General features: G+C 48.1%; 17 protein-coding genes and 1 tRNA gene. 16 read left to right on the forward strand and 2 right to left on the reverse strand.

The window, feature by feature from the left end; all coding sequences use genetic code 11:
- Positions 1-4 precede the first annotated feature (4 nt).
- The 9 genes from secE to rpoC all read left to right on the forward strand — a co-directional run bounded on the left by secE (position 5) and on the right by rpoC (position 12,988).
- The gene (gene secE / locus FPG75_RS15670) at positions 5-208 is read left to right on the forward strand and encodes a preprotein translocase subunit SecE (RefSeq protein ID WP_143307797.1); all 204 of its coding nucleotides are present in this window, start codon (positions 5-7) and stop codon (positions 206-208) included.
- Positions 208-774, forward strand: a complete 567-nt coding sequence (gene nusG / locus FPG75_RS15675; RefSeq protein WP_143307798.1) for a transcription termination/antitermination protein NusG — start codon at positions 208-210, stop codon at positions 772-774. Before secE ends, nusG begins: the two co-directional genes overlap by 1 nt.
- Before the next feature lie 68 nt (positions 775-842).
- Entirely contained in the window at positions 843-2,024 is a 1,182-nt protein-coding gene (locus FPG75_RS15680) for a transglutaminase domain-containing protein (RefSeq protein ID WP_143307799.1), read from the forward strand.
- Positions 2,025-2,251: 227 nt separating this feature from the next.
- Positions 2,252-2,695, forward strand: a complete 444-nt coding sequence (rplK, locus tag FPG75_RS15685; RefSeq protein ID WP_143307800.1) for a 50S ribosomal protein L11 — start codon at positions 2,252-2,254, stop codon at positions 2,693-2,695.
- Positions 2,696-2,739: 44 nt separating this feature from the next.
- A complete protein-coding gene (rplA, locus tag FPG75_RS15690; protein WP_143307801.1) occupies positions 2,740-3,429 on the forward strand; it encodes a 50S ribosomal protein L1 in 690 nt (229 codons plus the stop codon).
- Positions 3,430-3,491: 62 nt separating this feature from the next.
- On the forward strand, positions 3,492-4,019 hold the full coding sequence (gene rplJ / locus FPG75_RS15695) for a 50S ribosomal protein L10 (RefSeq protein ID WP_143307802.1): 528 nt from the start codon (positions 3,492-3,494) through the stop codon (positions 4,017-4,019).
- Between the two features lie 148 nt (positions 4,020-4,167).
- Complete coding sequence (rplL, locus tag FPG75_RS15700) at positions 4,168-4,542, forward strand: 50S ribosomal protein L7/L12 (protein WP_143307803.1); 375 nt, start codon at positions 4,168-4,170, stop codon at positions 4,540-4,542.
- Between the two features lie 219 nt (positions 4,543-4,761).
- A complete protein-coding gene (gene rpoB / locus FPG75_RS15705) occupies positions 4,762-8,571 on the forward strand; it encodes a DNA-directed RNA polymerase subunit beta (protein WP_143307804.1) in 3,810 nt (1,269 codons plus the stop codon).
- A 121-nt stretch (positions 8,572-8,692) separates the two neighbouring features.
- A complete protein-coding gene (rpoC, locus tag FPG75_RS15710) occupies positions 8,693-12,988 on the forward strand; it encodes a DNA-directed RNA polymerase subunit beta' (protein ID WP_143307805.1) in 4,296 nt (1,431 codons plus the stop codon).
- Positions 12,989-13,069: 81 nt separating this feature from the next.
- Here the strand turns inward: rpoC and FPG75_RS15715 are convergent, their stop codons facing one another.
- Entirely contained in the window at positions 13,070-14,962 is a 1,893-nt protein-coding gene (locus FPG75_RS15715; RefSeq protein WP_143307806.1) for a transthyretin-like family protein, read from the reverse strand.
- 282 nt (positions 14,963-15,244) lie between these two features.
- On the opposite strand from FPG75_RS15715, the gene FPG75_RS15720 reads away from it, so the two are divergent.
- From FPG75_RS15720 to FPG75_RS15745, 6 genes are all read left to right on the forward strand, one after another.
- On the forward strand, positions 15,245-15,979 hold the full coding sequence (locus FPG75_RS15720) for a DUF4397 domain-containing protein (RefSeq protein WP_143307807.1): 735 nt from the start codon (positions 15,245-15,247) through the stop codon (positions 15,977-15,979).
- Between the two features lie 105 nt (positions 15,980-16,084).
- The gene (locus FPG75_RS15725; protein ID WP_143307808.1) at positions 16,085-16,705 is read left to right on the forward strand and encodes an OmpH family outer membrane protein; all 621 of its coding nucleotides are present in this window, start codon (positions 16,085-16,087) and stop codon (positions 16,703-16,705) included.
- 107 nt (positions 16,706-16,812) lie between these two features.
- On the forward strand, positions 16,813-18,243 hold the full coding sequence (locus FPG75_RS15730; RefSeq protein WP_143307809.1) for an APC family permease: 1,431 nt from the start codon (positions 16,813-16,815) through the stop codon (positions 18,241-18,243).
- 613 nt (positions 18,244-18,856) lie between these two features.
- Entirely contained in the window at positions 18,857-19,462 is a 606-nt protein-coding gene (locus FPG75_RS15735; protein WP_143307810.1) for a DUF4254 domain-containing protein, read from the forward strand.
- A gap of 12 nt (positions 19,463-19,474) precedes the next feature.
- Positions 19,475-20,512: a glycosyltransferase family 9 protein gene (locus tag FPG75_RS15740; RefSeq protein WP_201747971.1), complete on the forward strand. Its 1,038-nt coding sequence runs from the start codon at positions 19,475-19,477 to the stop codon at positions 20,510-20,512.
- A 64-nt stretch (positions 20,513-20,576) separates the two neighbouring features.
- Positions 20,577-20,647, forward strand: a tRNA-Gln gene (locus FPG75_RS15745).
- Between the two features lie 156 nt (positions 20,648-20,803).
- Here the strand turns inward: FPG75_RS15745 and FPG75_RS15750 are convergent.
- Entirely contained in the window at positions 20,804-21,358 is a 555-nt protein-coding gene (locus FPG75_RS15750; protein WP_143307811.1) for a PhnA domain-containing protein, read from the reverse strand.
- 349 nt (positions 21,359-21,707) lie between these two features.
- On the opposite strand from FPG75_RS15750, the gene FPG75_RS15755 reads away from it, so the two are divergent.
- Positions 21,708-23,645 carry a hypothetical protein gene (locus tag FPG75_RS15755; protein ID WP_143307812.1) on the forward strand — a complete coding sequence of 646 codons (1,938 nt, stop codon included), beginning with the start codon at positions 21,708-21,710 and terminating at the stop codon, positions 23,643-23,645.
- Positions 23,646-23,710: the final 65 nt, after the last annotated feature.

Raw genomic sequence — 23,710 nt, forward strand, 5'->3', positions numbered from 1 at the left:
TAGAATGAATAAGATCAGAAACTATTTCCGCGAGTCTTATCATGAATTGGTTTACAAGGTGTCCTGGCCTACCTGGCAAGAACTCCAATCCTCTACCATGGTTGTACTGATTGCTACTATCTTCGTAACAGCACTGGTATGGGGTATGGATGCCGCCTCCAATTTTGTGTTAACTCACTATTATCAAATATTCAAAGCAGCTAAATAATGGATGCAGCCAATATTCCTGCTCAGGAAACAAAGTGGTATGTACTCCGCGTTGTTAGTGGCAAGGAAAAGAAAGTAAAGGAATACCTGGATATCGAAGTACGCCGCTCCGATTGGGGCAACGTGATCACACAGGTTTTCCTGCCGGTAGAAAAAGTGTATAAAGTGCAGGCTGGTAAAAAAGTGATGCGCGAAAAGAACTTCTACCCGGGCTATGTGATGATCGAAGCGATAGACGGTAAAATGACCGATGAAGTGATACAAGCCATCCGCAACGTATCAGGTGTTATCCACTTCCTCGGAAAAGAAAAACCGATCGCACTCCGTAAAGCAGAAGTGAATAAAATGCTGGGTAAAGTAGATGAACTGAGCGATCAGGGCCTCACCATGAGCGAACCATTCATCGTGGGAGAAACCATCAAAATCATCGACGGACCTTTCAACGACTTCAACGGTGTGATCGAAGAAGTAATCGAAGACAAAAAGAAACTGAAAGTGACTGTGAAGATCTTCGGCCGTGCTACGCCGGTAGAACTGAACTTCATGCAGGTAGAGAAACTCTCCTAAATACTTTCAACAATATTAAAAGCGTTCCGGAATTTCCGGAACGCTTTTTTCATGCAAGCTGTTCCTGTATGAGAGTAATGATATATATCCTGGCCTGCTTCCTGTTATGCAACGGTTTGCAGGCGCAAGTGAGAAAAGCAGTGGCGCCGCCATCCGCTATTCCTGTTGTACCTATTCCAGATTCGGCTACCGGCTCCGCCGCCAGCATAGCGGCTTATCTGAAGTCGCACACTACTGACCAAACGGCCTTACTGCGCTCCCTCTATGCCTGGATGGCTGATCATATTGTTTATGATGTGGTGAATACTTTCCGGCCTGACTATTATAAAGATACCACTGACGCTATCGTTAAGACCTTACAAACCCGTGCAGGCGTGTGCCAGGGCTATGCAGCCCTGTATATGGCCGTTTGCCGTGCTGCACATATTCCAGCCTGGTTAGTAACGGGCTATACGATCACCAACGGCAAGCTGGATAATGCCAGCCATGCCTGGGTGGCGGTGTATGTGAATAACCAGTGGCAGTTCACCGATCCCACCTGGGGAGCGGGATACGTTAACGGCAATCGTTATGTACAACAATTGAACTGGCGGTATTTCATGGTGCTGCCCTCGGCCTTTATCAGAACGCATGTGCCCTTTGATCCGCTGTTCCAGTTGCTGGATCATCCTTTCCGGCATGACGAGATCAGGGATGGGCGGCTCACAGAAGCCGCCGGCAGGCCGGTTTTCAATTATTCCGACACGCTCCGGGCCTTCAATGCCATGGGGCATGTGGCCCGCGCTGCCAATGAGGTGGCCAGGATCGAGCGATATGGGATCACCAACCAGTTTACGTCTGTTGAAGTGAATTACCTGCATAATGTGGTGGCAATTGGCAAGCAGAATGAACAGGTGCTGGCACAAAATCAATTGATCAACCGGGTGAACGAGGGGAGCAGTATGTATAACGAGGCGGTGAATGCCTTTAATAGCTATGTGCAGTTCAAGAATCACCAGTTTAGTCCTGCACGGCCGGACGACGAGATCAGGGCCTGGATTGACGGGGTGGCGCGCAAGCTGGACGAGACGGTGGCGCTGCTGGGGGCGATCCCGGGAGATGATGCCGGAGTAAACCGGACGCGCAACGAGATACTGGCGGCGGCCACTGATTTGAAGCAGCGGGTAGCGGGAGAGCAGGCTTTTGTATCGAAATATATCAGAACGGGCAGGATGTTCCGGAAGTCTCTATTTTATAAAGTGGTGTTTTAGGCGTACCTTTGCCAGCTCCGGATAATAAGGAAATTTTCGTGGAATGCAATGGATTTGTAAAAAAAAGGCGTCTCTAAGCAAAAAGGATGCCCAAAATCAAATACTTTTTGTCAATTTCATATTATTATATACCTTTGCATCCCCTTTAAAAGGTTATTTTAGTTCCTTTTAGTTTTGGGAGTTTTCTGCTTTGCAGGGAACGTTTTAACCAAATTAAATAAAATAGTATGGCAAAAGAGATCGCAACGTACGTGAAATTGCAGGTTAAAGGCGGCCAGGCCAACCCTGCACCTCCAATTGGTCCCGCGCTGGGTTCCAAAGGTGTGAACATCATGGAGTTCTGCAAACAGTTCAATGCCCGTACCCAGGACAAAATGGGTAAAGTATTGCCTGTGTTGCTGACTGTTTACACTGACAAATCTTTCGACTTCGTAATCAAAACTCCTCCGGCGCCTGTACAGCTGCTGGAAGCTGCTAAATTGCAAGGTGGTTCCAAAGAACCTAACCGTAACAAGGTGGGTAAAGTTACCTGGGCACAGGTGGAAGCTATTGCGCAGGACAAAATGCCTGATCTGAACTGCTTCACCCTGAACAGCGCTATGAAAATGGTAGCTGGTACTGCTCGTAGCATGGGTATTACTGTAGAAGGTAAAGCTCCCTGGGAAAACTAATTGTTTCACCCTGTTAAGGCAGGACTTTAAAATCATTTTGACAAATGGCAACTAAAAAGAGAAAAGTAGCTGAAGCAAAGGTGGACAAAAACAAGACGTACACCCTGAAAGAGGCTTCCACTTTAGTAAAAGATATTAACTGTACTAAATTCGACAGCTCTGTCGATTTACATATCCGCTTAGGCGTTGATCCTAAGAAAGCAGACCAGGCTATCCGTGGTTCCGTAACGCTTCCTCACGGTACTGGTAAAACAAAGAGAGTTTTAGTGCTCTGCACACCCGACAAAGAAGCTTCTGCTAAAGAAGCGGGTGCTGATTACGTTGGTCTGGATGAATTCATCCAGAAGATTGAAGCCGGTTGGACTGATGTCGATGTAATCGTTGCTACCCCTGCTGTAATGCCTAAAATCGGTAAACTGGGTAAGATCCTCGGGCCTCGTAACCTGATGCCGAACCCTAAAACCGGTACTGTTACTAACGACGTTGCAGCAGCTGTGAACGAGGTGAAAGGCGGTAAAATCACCTTCAAGGTGGATAAAGCTGGTATCATCCACGCTTCTATCGGCCGTGTATCTTTCGGTTCTGAGAAAATTGAACAGAACTCTATGGAGCTGATCAATGCGATCATCAAACTGAAACCGGCTACTGCCAAAGGTACCTATCTCAAAGGTCTGTCTATGGCCAGCACCATGAGCCCTGGTATCGTAATCGACACTAAATCTGTTCAAAACTAATCTGATCACGAGTTGTAGCCCGGAAATCGTTACTGATGGGGGCTTGCTACAAACGTTTTAATATGAATAAAGAGCAAAAAAATGAAGTGATCGAACTGCTGAAAGAGAAATTTTCTCAGTACAGCAACTTTTACATCACTAACACGGAATCACTGACCGTTGCTCAGGTAAACAACCTGAGGAAGGTTTGTTTCGATAAGAATGTGGAAATGAAGGTGGCTAAGAACACCCTGATCCGCAAGGCACTGGAAGCGCTGGATAAAGAAAAATATGCCGGTATCTACGATGCACTGCATGGTGTAACTGCCCTGATGTTCTCTGACAGCCCGAAAGAGCCTGCACTGATCATCTCTTCTTTCCGTAAAGAAAACAACAAGCTGGAAAAACCTGTGCTGAAGGCTGCTTTCGTTGCTGACGAAGTATTCCTGGGCGACAACCAGCTGACTGCCCTGACCAACATCAAGACCAAGAACGAGCTTATCGGCGAAGTTATCGGTCTGTTGCAGTCTCCTGCAAAACGCGTTATCGCTGCTTTGCTGGAAAAAGGCAAGAAAGAAGAAGCTGGTGCCGAAGCACCCGCAGCAGAGTAAGGGAAATTTCGGGATTTTGGAATTTAGGTATTTATAAATTTAAAAATATCTAAATAAATAAATTCAAAAATTCTCACATAACATTGGCTTCCAAGTCACAATATAATTTAATCACAACATTACAAACATTACATTAAAACATTATAAAATGGCAGACGTAAAAGCATTAGCCGAACAATTAGTAGGTTTAACTGTTAAGGAAGTACAGGAACTCGCAGATGTACTGAAAACTGAGTATGGCATCGAACCAGCTGCTGCTGCGGTAGTAGTTGCTGCAGGTGGCGACGGTGGTGGTGCTGCTGTTGAAGAGAAAACTGCTTTCAACGTTATCCTGAAATCTGCAGGTGCTAGCAAACTGAACGTTGTTAAAATCGTTAAAGACCTGACCGGTCTTGGCCTGAAAGAGGCAAAAGAACTGGTTGACGGCGCTCCAAAACCAGTGAAAGAAGGCGTTAGCAAAGCTGAAGCGGAAGATCTGAAAGCTAAGCTGACCGAAGCTGGTGCTGAAGTTGAAATTCAGTAATTCTTTGCTTAGTATATACATCTTTTAAGGTCAAAAGTGCGTTTGCACTTTTGGCCTTATTCCCTTTGGGAAAGTGTCTTTTTCAGAGAGTCAAAACGGGGAATCACTACGAGGTGAATTTGACAATGTGCAAGAGACAGAATAATTTAGGATGGGATATTGGCAAAGAAATCTTAATTTCCCTAATTCTTACAAGTCATATAACTGCTAACTTCGAATATGTCTCTAAAAAAAGCCCAAACAAGCGAAAGAGTAAATTTTGGAAAGATCAAACAAGTTACTGAGACACCGGATCTGTTGGCTATCCAAATCCAATCTTTCAAGGATTTCTTCCAATTAGAAACCACACCAGACAAGCGAAATAACGAAGGCCTTTTTAAAGTATTTAAAGAGAACTTCCCGATTACGGATACCCGCAATATCTTCAATCTGGAATTCCTTGACTATTTCGTTGATCCTCCGCGCTATACCATCGAGGAATGTATTGAACGTGGGCTTACCTATTCCGTTCCGTTGAAGGCGAAACTCCGCCTCAGCTGTAACGATGAGGAGCATGTGGATTTTCAGACTATTGTGCAGGATGTGCTCTTAGGTAACATTCCCTACATGACCCCAAGAGGTACTTTCGTTATCAATGGCGCTGAACGCGTAGTTGTATCCCAACTGCACCGTTCTCCTGGTGTATTCTTTGGTCAATCCATACATCCGAACGGCACCAAGATCTACTCCGCAAGGGTGATCCCGTTCAAGGGCGCATGGATGGAGTTCGCAACCGACATCAACAATGTGATGTATGCGTACATCGACCGTAAGAAGAAATTCCCGGTAACCACCCTGTTGCGTGCAATCGGCTATGAAACAGACAAGGATATCCTGCAGCTGTTTGGCATGGCAGATGAAGTAAAAGCAGACAAGAAAAGCCTTGACAAATATGCCGGCAAAAAACTGGCTGCCCGCGTGCTGAGAAGCTGGGTGGAAGATTTTGTGGATGAAGATACCGGTGAAGTAGTGAGCATCGAGCGTAATGAAATCATGCTCGAACGCGACAGCATCCTGGACGAAGCGAATATCGAGACCATCGTAGACATGGGCCTGAAGAGCGTTTTCGTTCAGAAAGAAGAGGTGAGCGGTGATTTCTCCATCATCTACAATACATTAAATAAGGATACATCTAACTCCGAACTGGAAGCCGTTCAGCACATCTACCGCCAACTGCGCGGCGCCGATGCGCCGGATGATGAAACAGCAAGGGGTATCATCGATAAATTATTCTTCTCCGATAAACGTTATGATCTCGGAGATGTTGGTCGTTACAAGATCAACAGAAAACTCGGTCTTCCCACGCCGCTGGATATGAAAGTCCTGACGAAAGAAGACATCATCGCCATCATCAAATACCTGGTACAGCTCACCAACAGTAAAGCAGAGATCGACGATATCGATCACCTGTCTAACCGCCGTGTACGTACCGTAGGCGAGCAATTATATGCTCAGTTTGGTGTTGGTCTGGCCCGTATGGCCCGTACCATCCGTGAAAGGATGAACGTTCGTGACAACGAGGTATTTACACCGGTAGACCTGATCAATGCGAGAACATTATCTTCCGTGATCAACTCCTTCTTCGGTACTTCCCAGCTGTCACAGTTCCTGGATCAAACCAACCCGCTGTCTGAGATCACGCACAAACGCCGTATCTCTGCCCTCGGGCCCGGCGGTTTGAGCCGTGAAAGAGCAGGCTTCGAAGTGCGTGACGTTCACTACAGCCACTATGGCCGTTTGTGTACGATCGAAACACCGGAAGGCCCGAACATCGGTCTGATCTCTACCCTTTGCGTACACGCGAAAGTGAATGAGATGGGCTTCATCGAAACACCTTACCGTAAAGTAAAAGAAGGTAAGGTAGACATGAACCGCGTAGAGTTCCTGAGCGCTGAAGAGGAAGATTCTGTGAAGATCGCGCAGGCCAACGCTCCGCTGGATGATAAAGGTAATTTCCTGAATGAAAAAGTAAAATCCCGCGAAACCGGTGACTTCCCGATCCTGGATAAACAGGAAGTGGAGTACATGGACGTAGCGCCTAACCAGATCGTAGGTTTGAGTGCATCGCTGATTCCGTTCCTGGAGCATGATGATGCCAACCGTGCGTTGATGGGATCAAACATGCAACGTCAGGCCGTGCCACTGCTGAATCCGGAAGTACCTATCGTAGGTACTGGCCTGGAAGCCAAAGCAGCGCGCGACTCCCGTCTGCAAATCACTGCTGAAGGTAAAGGTGTGATCGAGTTTGTGGATGCAAAAGAAATTCATGTTCGTTACGAGCGTGATGAGCTCCAGAAACTGGTGAGCTTTGAAGATGACCTGGTGATCTACAACCTGACCAAATTCGTTAAAACCAACCAGAGCACCTGTATCAACCTCAGACCTTGCGTGAAGAAAGGTCAGCGTGTGGTAGAAGGCGACTTCCTCACAGAAGGTTACGCTACCCGCGGTGGTGAGCTGGCGCTGGGACGCAACATGAAAGTAGCGTTCATGCCCTGGAAAGGTTACAACTTTGAGGATGCGATCGTGATCTCTGAGCGTGTTGCACGTGAAGACCTGTTCACTTCTATCCACATCGATGAATACGAACTGGAAGTACGCGATACTAAACTGGGTGAAGAAGAACTGACGCCAGATATTCCGAACGTGAGCGAAGAGGCCACCAAAGACCTCGACCAGAACGGTATCATCCGTGTGGGCGCGCACATTAAAGAAGGCGATATCCTGATCGGTAAGATCACGCCGCGTGGCGAATCTGATCCTTCTCCCGAAGAAAAACTGCTCCGTGCGATCTTCGGTGACAAGGCTTCTGATGCGAAAGACGCTTCCCTGAAAGCGCCCCCGTCTACTGAAGGTGTGGTGATCGACAAGAAACTGTTCTCCCGCGCGAAGAAAGATAAGAACTCCAAAACCCGTGAAAAAGCGGCGTTGGAGAAACTGGAAAAAGTGCACCAGAAGAATGAGGAAGACCTGCTGGAAGTGCTGATGGGCAAGCTGTTGACACTGCTGAAGGATAAAACATCCCAGGGCATTACCAACACTTACGGTGAAGTACTGATCTCCAAAGGTTCCAAGTTCTCCCAGAAAAACCTGGCGAACATTGACTTCCAGAACGTGAATCCGCTGAACTGGACAACCGACGAGGTGACCAATGATCAGATCAATACCCTGCTCCACAACTACAACATCAAGTACAACGAGGAGCTGGGCCGTTATAAACGTGAGAAGTTCAACATCTCTATTGGTGATGAGCTGCCTGCGGGCGTGCTGAAACTGGCGAAGGTTTACCTGGCCAGCAAACGTAAGCTGAAAGTGGGTGATAAGATGGCGGGCCGCCACGGTAACAAGGGTATCGTTGCCAAGATCGTGCGTGATGAAGACATGCCGTTCCTGGAAGATGGTACGCCACTGGATATCGTACTGAACCCGCTGGGGGTACCTTCCCGTATGAACCTTGGCCAGATCTACGAAACCGTATTGGGTTGGGCAGGTCTGAAGCTGGGTGTACGCTTTGCTACGCCGATCTTCGACGGTGCTACCACTGAAGAGATCGCGAAATATATCAACGATGCCGGTTTACCGAGCTTCGGCCACACATACCTGCATGATGGTGAAACCGGTGAACGTTTCCACCAGAAAGCAACAGTAGGTGTAATCTATATGCTGAAACTGAGCCACATGGTGGATGATAAGATGCACGCGCGTTCTATCGGACCCTACAGCCTCATTACACAGCAACCGCTGGGTGGTAAGGCGCAGTTTGGTGGTCAGCGTTTTGGTGAGATGGAGGTATGGGCACTGGAAGCGTACGGCGCATCCAATATCCTGCAGGAACTGCTTACCATTAAATCAGATGATATCGTAGGTCGTGCAAAAGCATATGAATCTATCGTGAAAGGCGACAACATCCCGAAAGCGGGTGTACCAGAGTCCTTCAACGTATTGATCCATGAGCTGCGTGGTCTGGGTCTGGATCTGAAATTTGACTAAGAGCTTTTAGCTACCAGCCATCGGCGCAAGCGCTGATGGCTGATAGCTTTGATATTTCGCAGGAATAAAATTTTTGTCGCTGGCTAAGCACCAACGGCTAACAGCTAAAAGCTAATTACAGATGGCTATCAAAAAAGAAAATCGTCCTAAATCAAACTTTAACAGCATTACCATCAGTCTGGCTTCTCCCGATGTTATTCTGGAGCGTTCATACGGTGAAGTGCTGAAACCTGAAACCATCAACTACCGTACTTACAAGCCGGAACGTGATGGTTTGTTCTGCGAGAGGATTTTTGGTCCTGTAAAGGATTACGAATGCTATTGCGGAAAGTACAAACGTATCCGTTATAAGGGTATTGTGTGCGACAGATGCGGTGTGGAAGTAACGGAGAAGAAAGTACGCCGTGAAAGGATGGGACATATTCGTTTAGTCGTTCCCGTTGTACATATCTGGTACTTCAAATCACTCCCTAACAAAATCGGTTACCTGCTCGGTATGTCTTCCAAGAAATTGGAAACAATCGTTTACTACGAAAGATACGTAGTGATCCAGGCAGGCGCTAAACAGGAAAAAGGTCTGAACTACGGTGACCTGCTCACAGAAGAAGAATACCTGGATATCCTGGATACCTTACCCAAAGACAATCAGCTGTTACCGGATGAAGATCCGAACAAGTTCATTGCCAAGATGGGTGCTGAAGCGGTAGAGATGATGCTGGCCCGTATTGATCTGGACAGCCTTTCCTACCAGCTGCGTAACCAGGCTGCTACTGAAACTTCCCAGCAACGTAAAGCGGAAGCGCTGAAGCGTTTGAGCGTGGTGGAAGCTTTCCGTGAAGCCAATGGCCGTGTAGAGAACCGTCCTGAATGGATGGTAATGCAATATATCCCTGTAGTACCGCCGGAACTGCGTCCGCTGGTTCCGCTGGATGGTGGCCGTTTTGCGTCTTCCGACCTGAACGACCTGTATCGCAGGGTGATCATTCGTAACAACCGTCTGAAACGTTTGATCGAAATTAAAGCACCGGAAGTGATCCTGCGTAATGAAAAACGTATGCTGCAGGAAGCGGTGGACTCACTGTTCGACAACTCCCGCAAATCCAATGCGGTGAAGGCAGAAGGCGGTCGTGCACTGAAATCACTGTCTGATGTACTAAAAGGTAAACAGGGTCGTTTCCGTCAGAACCTCTTGGGTAAACGTGTGGACTACTCCGGTCGTTCTGTTATCGTGGTAGGCCCTGAGCTGAAACTCCATGAGTGCGGCTTACCTAAAGACATGGCGGCTGAACTGTTCAAACCGTTCATTATCCGTAAACTGATCGAAAGAGGCATCGTGAAAACCGTGAAATCAGCGAAGAAGCTGGTGGATCGTAAAGAAGCGGTGGTTTGGGATATCCTGGAAAACGTGCTGAAAGGCCACCCGGTATTGTTAAACCGTGCGCCAACGCTGCACCGTTTGTCTATCCAGGCATTCCAGCCTAAACTCGTGGAAGGTAAAGCGATCCAGCTGCACCCGCTCGTATGTTCTGCGTTCAACGCCGACTTTGACGGTGACCAGATGGCGGTACACGTACCGTTGAGCAATGCCGCTATCCTTGAAGCACAGCTGCTGATGCTCTCTTCCCATAACATCCTCAACCCGCAGAATGGTACGCCTATCACCCTGCCTTCTCAGGACATGGTGCTTGGTTTGTACTACATCACCAAGGGTAAGAAGACAATGGGTAACGATATCGTGAAAGGTGAAGGAAAAGCTTTCTACTCTGCTGAGGAAGTGATCATCGCCTACAACGAAGGCCAGGTAGACCTGCACGCACACATCCGCGTAAAAGCTGATGTAAGAAATGCGAACGGTGAACTGGAAAGAAAACTGATCGAAACTACTGTAGGCCGCGTATTGTTCAACCAGTTTGTACCAAAAGCTGCTGGTTACGTGAATGCGCTGCTGACTAAAAAATCACTGCGTGAAATCATCGGTGATATCATCAAGGCTACCGACATTCCGAAAACTGCGAAGTTCCTGGATGATATCAAACAATTAGGTTTCCGTATGGCATTCCGTGGTGGTCTGTCCTTCAACATCAATGACCTCATCATCCCTGATGTTAAACAGGATATGATCGATGGCGCTTCTTCTGAAGTAGATGAAGTTTGGGACAACTATAACATGGGTCTGATCACCAACAACGAACGTTACAACCAGATCATCGATATCTGGTCACGTGTGGATACGAAAGTGACAGAAACCCTGATCCGCGAGCTGGCAGCCGACAAGCAAGGATTCAACTCTGTATACATGATGCTGGATTCCGGTGCGCGTGGTTCCAAGCAGCAGATCAAACAGCTGGCAGGTATCAGAGGTCTGATGGCCAAGCCGCGTAAGAGTGGCTCTACCGGTTCAGAAATTATCGAAAACCCGGTATTGTCCAACTTTAAAGACGGTCTGAACGTATTGGAATACTTCATCTCTACGCACGGTGCCCGTAAGGGTCTTGCGGATACGGCGTTGAAAACAGCGGATGCGGGTTACCTGACCCGTCGTCTGGTGGACGTTGCACAGGATGTGGTAATCAATGAAGAGGATTGCGGTACGCTGCGTGGTATTGCTACTTCCGCACTGAAAGATAATGAGGAAGTGGTAGAACCGCTGTACGACCGTATCCTGGGCCGTACTTCTCTCCACGATGTATATGATCCGCACACAGATGAGCTGATCGTTTCAGGTGGTGAAGAGATCACTGAAGAAATTGCACACAGAATAGAAGAAAGCGCGATCGAAACTGTTGAGATCCGTTCCGTACTGACTTGCGAAAGCCGTCGTGGTGTGTGTGTGAAATGTTATGGTAAAAACCTGGCTACCGGTTATACCGCGCAGAAGGGTGATGCCGTGGGTATCATCGCTGCACAGTCCATCGGCGAGCCTGGTACACAGCTGACACTGCGTACCTTCCACGTGGGTGGTGTGGCTGGTTCTACATCTGTTGAATCCGGCCTCTCTGCCAAGTTTGAAGGTACTGTACAATTCGATGGTCTGCGTACTACCACCTACGAAAACAACGAAGGTGATAAAGTACAGGTGGTTATCGGACGTACCGGCGAGCTGCGTATCATGGACGTGAAAAACGATCGTCTGCTGGTCACCAACAACATTCCTTACGGTTCTACCCTGTTGGTGAAAGATGGACAGAAGATCGCGAAAGGCGACCAGATCTGTACATGGGATCCATTCAACGCCGTTATCGTGTCTGAAATCGCTGGTAGCATCCGTTTCGATAACATCATCGAAGGTATTACCTACCGTGAAGAAGCGGATGAGCAAACAGGTCACCGCGAAAAAGTGGTAATTGAAACCAAAGACAAGAACAAGATCCCTTCCATTGTTGTAGAAGGCAACAAGGAAGTGAAATCATACAACTTGCCGGTAGGCTCTCACATCGTGATCGATGAAGGAGATAAAGTAAGAGCTGGTCAGGTAATCGTGAAGATCCCGCGTGTGATCGGTAAACTCCGAGACATCACGGGTGGTCTGCCACGTGTAACCGAACTGTTCGAAGCACGTAACCCGAGCAACCCTGCTATCGTTTCTGAAATTGATGGTGTGGTAGCATTTGGTAACATCAAACGTGGTAACCGCGAGATCATCATCGAAAGCCGCGAAAGCCAGATCAAGAAATACCTGGTGCCGCTGACCCGCCACATCCTGGTACAGGACGGCGACTTCGTAAAAGCAGGTACTTCTCTGTCTGACGGTTCTACTACTCCTGCCGACATCCTGGCCATCAAAGGTCCGTTTGCCGTACAAGAGTACCTGGTAAATGAAATCCAGGAAGTATACCGCTTACAGGGTGTGAAGATCAACGATAAACACATCGAGGTAATTGTTCGCCAGATGATGCGTAAAGTAAACATCGAAGATCCGGGCGATACCCGCTTCCTCGAAGGCGATACTGAAGACAGGTTCGACTTCTTTGAAGAGAACGATAACATCTTTGACAAGAAAGTGGTAACTGAAGCTGGTGACTCCACTACCCTGAAAGCTGGTCAGATCGTGACTTTGCGCCAGGTACGTGAAGAAAACTCCCTGCTGCGCCGCGCCGACAAGAAACTGGTGGAATTCCGTGATGCACAACCGGCTACTTCCAGCCCGCTGCTCCAGGGTATCACCAAAGCGTCTCTCGGTACACGCAGCTGGATCTCGGCTGCATCGTTCCAGGAAACCACGAAAGTACTGTCACAGGCTGCTATCAACGGTAAGATCGATGATATGATGGGTCTGAAGGAGAATGTGATCACTGGTCACCTGATCCCTGCCGGTACCGGTTTACGCGAATTCGAAAACATGATCGTAGGTTCGAAAGAAGAATACGATATCCTGGCATCTTCCAAAGAAGTGTTCCAGTTCGATGAAGAAGAATAGTGAGTGATCACTTTTCAAAATAAAAGGAAAGGCTGCCTGTACAGGCAGCCTTTTTCTTTTTTGATCTGGGAGGGGTCAATTTCAATCATGGAAGAAAGTGGTCTGGTATGTGAACGTACCTGCCGTTGTTGTGCCATTGTGTAATCGCGGGGTAACAAGCATGGTAACAGTGTAGGTGCACCGTGAAAGACCGCTCAATACAATGCCGCCAGGGTTATTGGACATTGTAATAGCCGGATTATTATTGCCGCTCAACGGAAGATGCTCGGATGCCAGGCTGCCGGCGAGGTCCACATTGTATCCGCCACTGTTACTTTGCACATGAATGTTCAATGCCTGCAAATGCAGGTGGTAAGCGGTGTAGGCAACATGTACATCACCTGTAAGGATATCGCAGAAATTACTGTGATCGAGATGTTCCTTCATATTCACCTTGCCGAAAGGCGCGTTATTATTGATGATGGCGCAGTTCAACGTAGTGCCGTTGGCCACCAGCGGGTTGTATATATGTGCTACAGGGTCCACTACTTCTCTCACTTCAAATCTGAAAGCGAATTTTTCCAATGGGAAAAGATCGGCCACTGGCACGGGTTGCCCGGCCACAGCTGCCATTACTGGTATATCGGGTGTAGTGGTTAACTTCGTCGAGTTGATCGTCATCAGGGAGCCATCTCCACTCCAATAGTAATCAGCGATATGTTCCGTGGGATGGGCGGTGAATGTATTGGCGATCACCTTATTCACATTCAGCCAGCCTTCTGCGTCAAGATCCGCGATGGTGGCGGTGATGGGGATGATGGTGGTAGGGTCTGACAGTTTCACCATGGTACCCAGTGTGGTGTTGGAGAACAGGCCGCTTTCAACACCGATGCCCACGATCCTGGTGAAGTGGCTTTCCGCTAAAGGCGCAGTGCCGTTGGGCGCAGTGGTATTGCTCACTTTGAAACGGTATTCCACATCGCGGCCAGCTGCTGTTTTGTTGGGAATGCTGCCGCGCATTTGGAGCTGGCCGAAGAGTGCGTATTGCTGCGTATCATAGGACAGTGTGCCGGAATTATAAGGGCTGGCGTAGCCATCGGCATCGAAGCTGTTCATAAAGGTGACGCCTGGCAAATAAATGCTGTTGCCGATCTTGGTCCAGGCTGGATTTTGTCCGGGAGGCGTTTCCGGATGGATTTTCAGGCAGTAGTCGCCGAGGCAGAAGCAAGGCCCTTGATTGGCGCGCCCCGGATGATGGCCTACAGCGCGGTTTTCCCAGTATATTTCTGCGCCATCGGGCGTATCAAAATGGAAGTAAAGATCGGGGCCTGCGGGCCATTCTATATTGAGCCAGGGGATCAATGTTTTTTCAAAATCTTCCTGGTTATAGTCGATGCGAAATTCGCCATTACTATTGGTGATGGCGGATCCCAGGGGATCGTCCTGGAGCCAGTCTACATCAAATGCTGATACTTTGATATGAGCAAGTGGCTGTTTGGTTTCGCAATCGATGATGCGGCCGCAGATCACGTAGGCGCCGAAAAGGCCTCTGATAAAGCACCACCACTTTTTTGCGATGCTATAATCCCATGCTGCAACCGCAATACCGTCCTGGCTATTGCGCCACTGTGGCTGTAAGGTAGTGACATGAAAATGAAGGGGCTCAAATTTTTTGCGTGGCAATTTAGGGCGAGGTACGTTACCGCATACAAAATCGATATCGAAGGCCTCGCCATTGTATTGGCTGTTTTCATCGAGAGAGAACGAGAAGTTTCCTTTTTCATCAACGGTGGCGGCCGCGATGAGCGAGCTTTCGCGGGCGCGTATAGCGGCTTCGTCCAGGCGGGTGAAAGTGTCTTTCTCTGGGGCTGCTGCTCTGGCGATGGTGTCGGCATTTATAGCAGTACGATGCAGGCGTATCTCGATACCTGCGAGGTACTCCCAGCAATCGGAGCACAAGTAACCGCGGAGGTTACCTTTGAAAAGATATCTCATGATGTTTTGGGGTTAATTGCTTGAATAATTATTTCTCTGGATATAAAATTAAGAGATTGGAAAACCGCGCGGGGTGCGGAATGTACGAAGGAGCCTTTATAATTGACGAACGTACAGGAGAAGGGCTGCCTCGCGGGCAGCCCTGTTGTGATATTGCTTATTTGCTTGCCAAAATATCTTCTAACGGATAGTAGACGGTTTCCTGCAACATTTGTTTAATCGGTTTTAGTTAGAAGCCAATTAAAAGCTATTTTTGGGTTTGTATAAACGTTCCGGATATCAATGAAACAACTGATCCTTCCTGTTATTATAGCAATGGCTTTGCTGGCGGCGTGTAAAAAGAGCAGCGACACAGCGGTTCCCGAAACGGAGTCGCATTTTATGTTTGTCAATGGTGTGCCGGGTGCAACATTCGGCGTGAAGATGGATACCGCCAATGTGGCTACCAGTGTGGCTTACGGCGGCAGCTCAGGATACAAGGCATTCAAAGCACAGGCGTACAGAATGTGGATCTACGATGTCAGAACGCCACAGTCGCCGATCTATATGGGGCAGTATAACCTGCGGAATGCCCGTTATTTTACGGCTTTCCTCGGAGTGGATACCAGCAATACCAGGTTAAGTTTAATGTTCGCGGAAGATGACCTCTCTCCAAACACTACTGGCATGGCGCGTTTCAGGGTGGTGGACCTCAGCGATTCCTACAATCCCACCAGGTTTTCTTCCCAACAGGCCGTGTCGATGGATATCTGGTCTGATACTTCTAATACCAGTGCTAACTCGTCCAGATTTTTCAGAGGGATGAGCTATCCTTCTATCTCCTCGTTCACGCCTGTGTTTGCCGATAGCACCTACCTGATGTGTGTGCGCTGGATAGATTTTCGGGCGAAAGACTCCATTTTCGGAACACCCACCATCCACTTTAATAAAGATAAAGTGTATTCACTGGTGCTGACCTCCCGGGCCGACAGGTTGGACACCACGAAGCTCAAGAGTTTCGTCATTCAGCACAATTAGTTAAATCATAGCTAAAAAAACTGCTACGGATTTGAAAATCCGTTAAAAGCCTTATTTTAGCCCTTCCATTTAAAAAACGATTAATAGTAAATCTACCTATTAAACATGCGCACTCGTAGTCAATTAGTGTCCAAAGGAATGATGGCAGCATTAGCCGCCGGTTTATTTATGGCTTGTCAAGGTAACAAAGCTGGTAGCAACGCTCCGGCTACTACGCCTGCAGCAGGCAACAGTACTGCACCGGCAGCGGCAAGCAGCTTTAAGATCGCTTACGTAGACCTGGATACGCTGGAAGCGCATTTCGAATATTTTAAACAGAAAAGGGGAGAGCTGGAAAAGAAACAGCAAGCCATGGAAAACCAGCTGAATGGTAAAGCCCGTGGCCTTCAGAACGAATATGCCGACCTGCAACGCCGCGCTGCCAGCCTCACACAAGAACAGGGCGAATCCGCGCAACGCAGTCTGCTGGCCAAACAACAGCAGCTGGAACAGGAAGCCCAACAAGCGCGCGCTACTTTCTCCGAACAACAGGCTAAATTCAACGAAGAACTGCAGAAGAAACTGGATGATTTCCTGAAAGTCTATAATGCCGACAAACGTTACGCGTATATCTTCTCTTACCGTACCGGCGTAAGCAATATCCTTTACAGGGATCCGGCTTACGATGTCACCAATGATGTTATCAAAGGAATGAATGAACAGGGCGCTGCTGCTCCGTCAAAATAACAATAATGGTAATGCATTATGACAATTACAGATATGCATTACTTGGAATTTTTTTTCTACCTTATGGTCCCGGTTCTGTAGAGCCGGGATTTTTTATAAGATAACATATGGAAGTCAACCAAACTAATAGCTTTAAACCCACGCTGGGTTTGCTCGATGCCACGATGGTAGTTGCCGGTTCCATGATCGGTTCCGGTATTTTTATTGTAACCGCCGAAATAGCGCGCAGTGTGGGCGGCGCCGGATGGGTTACCGCTATGTGGGTGCTCGCCGGCGTGGTAACGCTGATCGCTGCACTCAGCTATGGCGAATTATCGGGTATGTTCCCCAAAGCCGGCGGACAATACGTTTACCTGCGTGAAGCCTACAATCCGTTCATTGCATTCCTCTTTGGCTGGACACAGTTCGGTGTGATACAAACAGGCACCATCGCCGCTGTGGCAGTGGCTTTCGCCAAGTTTACCGCTTATCTCATTCCGGGTTTCAGTGAAAAGAACATCCTGCTGCATACGCCCATTGCGGATATTTCTGCTGCGCAGATCGTGGCGATTGTTTCTATCATCTTACTAACGTATATCAATACACGTGGTGTAAAACATGGTAAGGTGATTCAAACAGTATTCACCCTGGCTAAATTGTTGTCGCTCTTCGGTCTGATCATCTTCGGCCTGCTGCTGGGCGCCAGCAAAGAAGTGTGGAACGCCAACTGGCAACATGCCTGGGACGCGGCGGCTGTGAAAATGATCGACGGTAGTACTACCACCAGCGCATTGTCCGGACTGGCGCTGCTGGGCGCTATCGCCGTATCTATGAAAGGCACCCTGTTCTCCAGCGATGCCTGGAATAACGTGACTTTCATTGCTGCGGAGATCAAAAATCCGAAGAAAAATATCGGCCGTTCCCTTTTCCTTGGTACGCTCATCGTTACGATTATCTATGTAAGCGCCAACCTGATGTATCTCTCCGTATTACCCTTACACGATATCGCCTTTGCCGCCAACGACCGTGTGGGCGTGGCTGCGGCGGAAAAGATCTTCGGTCATAGCGGTTCCATTATTATCGCAGTGATGATCATGATCTCCACTTTTGGTTGTAACAATGGTCTGATTCTCTCCGGTGCGCGCATTTACTATACCATGGCAGAAGATAAGTTGTTCTTCAAAAAAGCCGGTGAGCTGAACAAGAACAGCGTACCTGCCTACGGTCTCTGGATACAGTGTGCATGGGCTTCTTTCCTTTGTTTAACAGGCCGTTACAATGATTTGCTGGCACTGGTGATCTTCGGTGTGCTCATTTTTTATGTGCTCACCATCATGGGGATATTTGTGTTGAGAAGAAAACGTCCTGATATTGAAAGACCTTACAAAGCATTCGGTTATCCGGTGATCCCGCTGATCTATGTGCTGGTGGCCTTGTCGCTGGCAGTGCTGCTGCTGAAGTTTGAGGCTAACTATACCTTGCCTGGCCTGGGTATCATTCTGCTGGGTATCCCGCTTTATTACATCGCATTGGGAAGGCAGAAAAAAGCACAAAACTAATTTGGACAAAAAAATAGCAATTTTCACACGAAAGTTGTACGAAAAAGGGCATAAAAACGGGGCCACTGCAATATTATATGCAGTGGCCCCGTTTAATTTGCACTAAGACATCCGGAAGAAGTGAGTGAGAAATTTTGATGACCCTGTTTTTAGTTTGCCTTGCCGAAAACCCTTTAGTAAATGAAATCAGAACTCGGCGCGATCGTATAATGAAGTGGAAGAATGGTGTTGGGCGCAGCTTTTCACGGAATGGACAAAAAGATTGTTGATTACTGGTCAGGACATGAGTGATGAACGAATGAACTGAACTTGATTTACGAACCCTCAAAATATTTAATTCTTTAGAGTGAATTTTAACTGCTGTTAAAAACAAAATATCATTTCAAATTTATTATTGCCAACTGCTGATATGATGTGTATATCACACGTCGTGTCCTTTAGAGTAATCGAAGTTATAAGGTGGTATACCTTGAAGGAATCTCAACCCCAAGATAACCATTAAAAAGCCTACACGATTTGCATTCTCGAACATTCACATGACAATCTTTTACAATAAGCGTATGGTTTCTACCATGCGCTTCTTTTTTTATGTAGAGAGATTTACATTTGCTGCATGTTTACACAATTGTGCAATAAAATATTTGACCAATCTATACTGGACTATCACCAGTATAATGATGTGCATCAGACCATCAGCAATCCCTATGAAAAGAGCAGCATTGAGCACCTGCTTTACCTGAAGAACTGGATCGATACGGTGCAGTGGCACCTGGAGGATATTATCCGCGATCCGAAAATTGATCCGGTAGAAGCCCTGGGCATCAAGCGCTGGATCGATCGCTCCAACCAGGAACGCACAGACGTAGTGGAATATATCGACAGTTATTTTCTGGAACAATATAAATCCGTAACGCCTGCTGCCGATGCGGCTATCAATACGGAGAGCCCGGCATGGGCCATCGACCGCCTCTCTATTCTTGCGTTGAAGATCTATCACATGCATGAAGAGGCTACCCGCGAAGATGCCAGTCCCGAGCACCGCGCGGCCTGCCAGCGCAAGCTGGATATCCTGCTGGAACAACGTAAAGACCTGGGAACAGCCATAGAAGCGCTGTTACAGGATATTGCCGCCGGCAAAAAATACATGAAAGTGTATAAACAGATGAAGATGTACAACGATCCTTCCCTGAACCCGGTGTTGTATAAAGGCGAACAATAAAATCCGCAATCATTGGCAGCTGCTGATCAATACACACGTACTATCCTCGTAACGCGCCTGTCGGCACTGGGCGACGTAGCCATGACCATTCCCGTCATGAAACAGGTGCTGGAAAGCAATCCTGGGCTTCGCATCGTTTTTGTTTCCAACAAGAACTGGAGCGCCCTCTGTGCGGGCATTCCAGGGCTTACTTTCTTTCCTGCCGATGTGAAAGGACCGCATAAAGGTGTGAAAGGGCTGTACCGCTTGTTCCGTGAAATCAGCCAGCAGCACCGGATTGACGCTGTTGCAGATTTGCATAATGTGTTACGTTCGAAAATCGTGCGTACTTTCTTTCGCCTGAAAGGCGTGCCGGTAGCGGCGATCGACAAAGGCCGTGCTGAAAAGAAAGCGCTCACGCGCAGGGAAAATAAAATATTACAACCTCTTACCAGTACTATCGAAAGATATGCGCAAGTGTTCCGCACCTTGGGACTGACCTGCGAAATGGGCCGCCAGCCTGTATTTGCGCCGCAGCCTTTGCATGAGGGCATCACGGCCGTCACCGGTGTTAAAGGAACGGACAAATGGATTGGGGTGGCGCCTTTTGCCACCTATCGTGAAAAAATGTATCCGTTGGAGAAAATGTCGGAAGTGATAGGCTTGCTGGCAAAGCAGCCAGGGCAGCGGATATTGCTCTTTGGCGGCGGCAAGCAGGAGGTAGCGCAATTGGCTGCATTGGCTGCCCAACATCCGCAAACGATCACTGTGGCCGGGCGTTTTGCTTTGAAAGAAGAGATGAGCGTCATCAGCCAGTTGGATATGATGATCAGCATGGACTCCGCAAACATGCACCTGGCTTCACTCTTCGGGGTACCGGTTATTTCTGTATGGGGAGCTACGCATCCTTACGCCGGTTTTATGGGGTATGGACAGTCAGCGGAGAATGCCGTTCAACTGGATCTCTATTGCCGTCCTTGTTCGGTATTTGGAAACAAGCCCTGCTTCCGTGGCGACTACGCTTGCATGGAGTGGATCAAACCCGCACAGATAGCTGATTTGGTACGATAAGAAAACTTTTTTTTGAAGAAAGAAAAAAAGTTATACATTTGCCATCCCAAATAACAAGGGAGATTGCCCAATAGTATAATGGTAGTACGACAGATTTTGGTTCTGTTTGTCTAGGTTCGAATCCTGGTTGGGCAACAAAAAGAAACCCGCTCTTTAAGAGCGGGTTTCTTTTTGTTGATTTACGAATTTCTTGATTTACGGATTTATAAATTTGTGGCAGGTTTCAGATTCGCTACAAATTTATAAATCCGTAAATCAAGAAATCCGTAAATCAAGAAATTCTCAAATATTTCAGCTTCCTTGTTTGCGTAAATATTTTGTGAGGATCACAATTGTCTGTCCTTCTATCTTTCCTTCGATCTGTTCTGTATTATTTTCTACCAGCCGGATATTCTTCACGACGGTGCCTAATTTAGCGTTGAGGGTGGATCCTTTTACATCCAGTGATTTCGTGAGCACTACGGTGTCGCCGTGTTGGAGGATGGCGCCGTTGCAATCACGGTGCAGGTCAACGGTGGCGTCATTTTCGTGATCGCCGGAGGCTTTGGCCCAGGCGAGCATGTCGTCGTCGAGGTACATCATGTCAAGGTTGTCGGCGGCCCAGCTCTCATTTTTGAGGCGTTGGAGCATACGCCAGGCAGTTACCTGTACGGCTGGTTTCTCGCTCCACATCGCATCGGAAAGGCATTTCCAATGCTGGCTGTCCAGCTCCGCTTTCTTCTCGATCTGGGCGCGGCATTTGTCGCAGATCAGGATCTTGTTATCCAGGCTGGTGGCTGGTTCCGGGAGTACTTCGTACAGTTTCAAGGCATCGCCGGATTGGCAAAGTTCACATTGATTTGTCATAGTGCTTGAAAAAACGCGAAGGTAGTGTTTTTCCCGGGCAGCGGGCTTATAATCTTAAAATGAGAACAGCAACCAGGGAATACCCTGGTTGCTGTTTTTTTCTGTGATATCAGAGTGGAATTGGGTAACGTACAATAGAATCAGGCCGTAAAATGCGTGGAGGTGTTCAAAAATGGCAGGATTCCGGTTTTTCAATCAAAATGTCCTAGCTGACCACCTTGTATGATGCAAAAGTACAGTGCCATGGCGGATTTCAGCTATTTTGTATATCTACAACGCAACTACAGCCTGGCGAAATAGATATCTACAAAACATCTACAGGTTGATGTAGAAACTGTATTTTTGTGACATGGACCGTATCATAAAAACCGTATCTAGACTCCTGACTATAGTAGTAGCTCTCCTGTTGTTTGTATATCATGCTACTGCACAAACGCCAGCCGACTCACTGAAACGCGTGTTAGCCCAGCCTAACCTCACCCCTGAAGAGCAGGTGGTGACCCGTATCCGCTTGAGCCGCGCCCTGGTGAGTACCGACCGCAAAGAAGCCCTGGCTGTTGCTGAAGTTGCGCTGAATATGAGCCGTTCCCTGAAAGATGTGAAATATGAGGCCCAGGTGCATTCCTCTTTGGTGTCCTTATTATATGCTCAGGAAGATATCAGCCGCTCGCACCGGGAACTGGATTCTGCCTTCATGCTGGCCGAAAAATCCGGTGATAAAACTACGCTGATCAATGTCTGGTACCGTAAAGGATGGCTGGAAAGCCGCGAAGGCAAGCCGCATGATGCCGTAAAAAGTTTTCAGACCGCCCTCAAAACAGGCGAGGGGCTGAAAGAAAGTACTTTCACCACCAGTATATATTATAACCTGGCTGCTATTTACGCCGACTGGAACGATCTCGAAAACCAGTATCGTTACGCTTCCATGGCCCTGGTAACAGCCCGCCGCAACAATGACCCCGACGATCTCGTAAATGCTTACCAGGCGCTGGCCACCAGCTTCGAGCACCAGTTTACCAGCGATACTACCAATCGTGTGAAGCTGGATTCCGCCCTGTACTACAACCGTGTTGCCATTGAATTATATAAGGAAAAGAAATCTGCGATCAGCTTTCCCAGCACCATGGGCGTTTTGGCCCTGAACAACGCCAACCTGTATGCAGAGTTCTTTCCGCGCAGCTACCGCGATTCCGCCCAACACTACCTGGATATCGCACTGGAAAATGGCAAGGCCACAGATCAGCAGGAGCTCATCGCCAGTTGCTACGGCATGATGAGCAGCTTTGCACTGGCCGATGGCAACTATGACCGTGCCTCCGACCTGTTGCTGGTTGCCATGGAAACGATGTTGCGCTACCCCGCGCCCAACAACAGTATCATGGCCCATCTTACGGAGGCCTTGTCTGACGTGGCCGAAAGAAAACATGATTATCCTCTGGCCCTCAAATATGCAAGAGATCATAATAAATATTACGCTGCTGCCTTCGATGCCGAGAAAATGAGCATTGCCAAGCGGCTGGAAGCCCAGTACCAGGCCCGCGAGCGCGAGCAACAGCTGCTTGTCTTGCAGGAGAAAGCGGCTTTCAACAAACATCTCAATACTATCTATGTTATCCTGATCATTATCTGTATCCTCGCGCTGTTGTTCCTCTTCCGCTCGTACCACTTCCGGCTGAAATCTACGATACAACAACAAAAGTTACTGGAGCAGGAGAAAGAAGATGCCGCTTTGCAGGCCCGTTTGAAGGCAGAAGAGAGCCGCCGCCTCCAGCTGGAAAAGCAGGAAGCCGAGCTACAGGTGCGTCTTGCAGCAGAAGAAGCAGCCCGCCTGCAAGCCGAGCAAGAGCTGATGCAGGCCCAGAAAGAACAATTACAGAAAGACCTGCTGGCAGGTACTCTACAGGTAGAAGAAAAGAACGAGCTGCTGCAGACGCTTCAAAATAAACTCTCCGACAAGGCCGTAGACCGTGGCCTGGCGGGGCAGATCACGCGTATGATAGACCAGCACCGCCGTCTGGATGAAGACCTGGAAACTGCCAAAACAGAACTGGAAAATATTCATCCGGAATTTTTTAACCGTTTGCTGGAGAAATCTGCCAATACGCTTACCCGCCTGGATCTGAAGCATTGTTCCTATATTTCTATGGGACTTACTACAAAGGAAATTTCTGTGCGTATGGGTGTGGCGCCCAAGAGCATCCTGATGTCGAGGTATCGTATCAAGCAGAAGTTGGGCCTCGGGAAAGATGAGGGCCTGGATGCTTATCTGATGGGGCTCGGGAAATGAAAAAACCCGCACAGCAAATGCTATGCGGGCCTCTTTCGGGATTAACATGGGTTAACAACTGTGTG

Origin of the sequence: Chitinophaga vietnamensis, assembly GCF_902167635.1 — a bacterium.
In the GTDB taxonomy this organism is placed as follows: domain Bacteria; phylum Bacteroidota; class Bacteroidia; order Chitinophagales; family Chitinophagaceae; genus Chitinophaga; species Chitinophaga vietnamensis.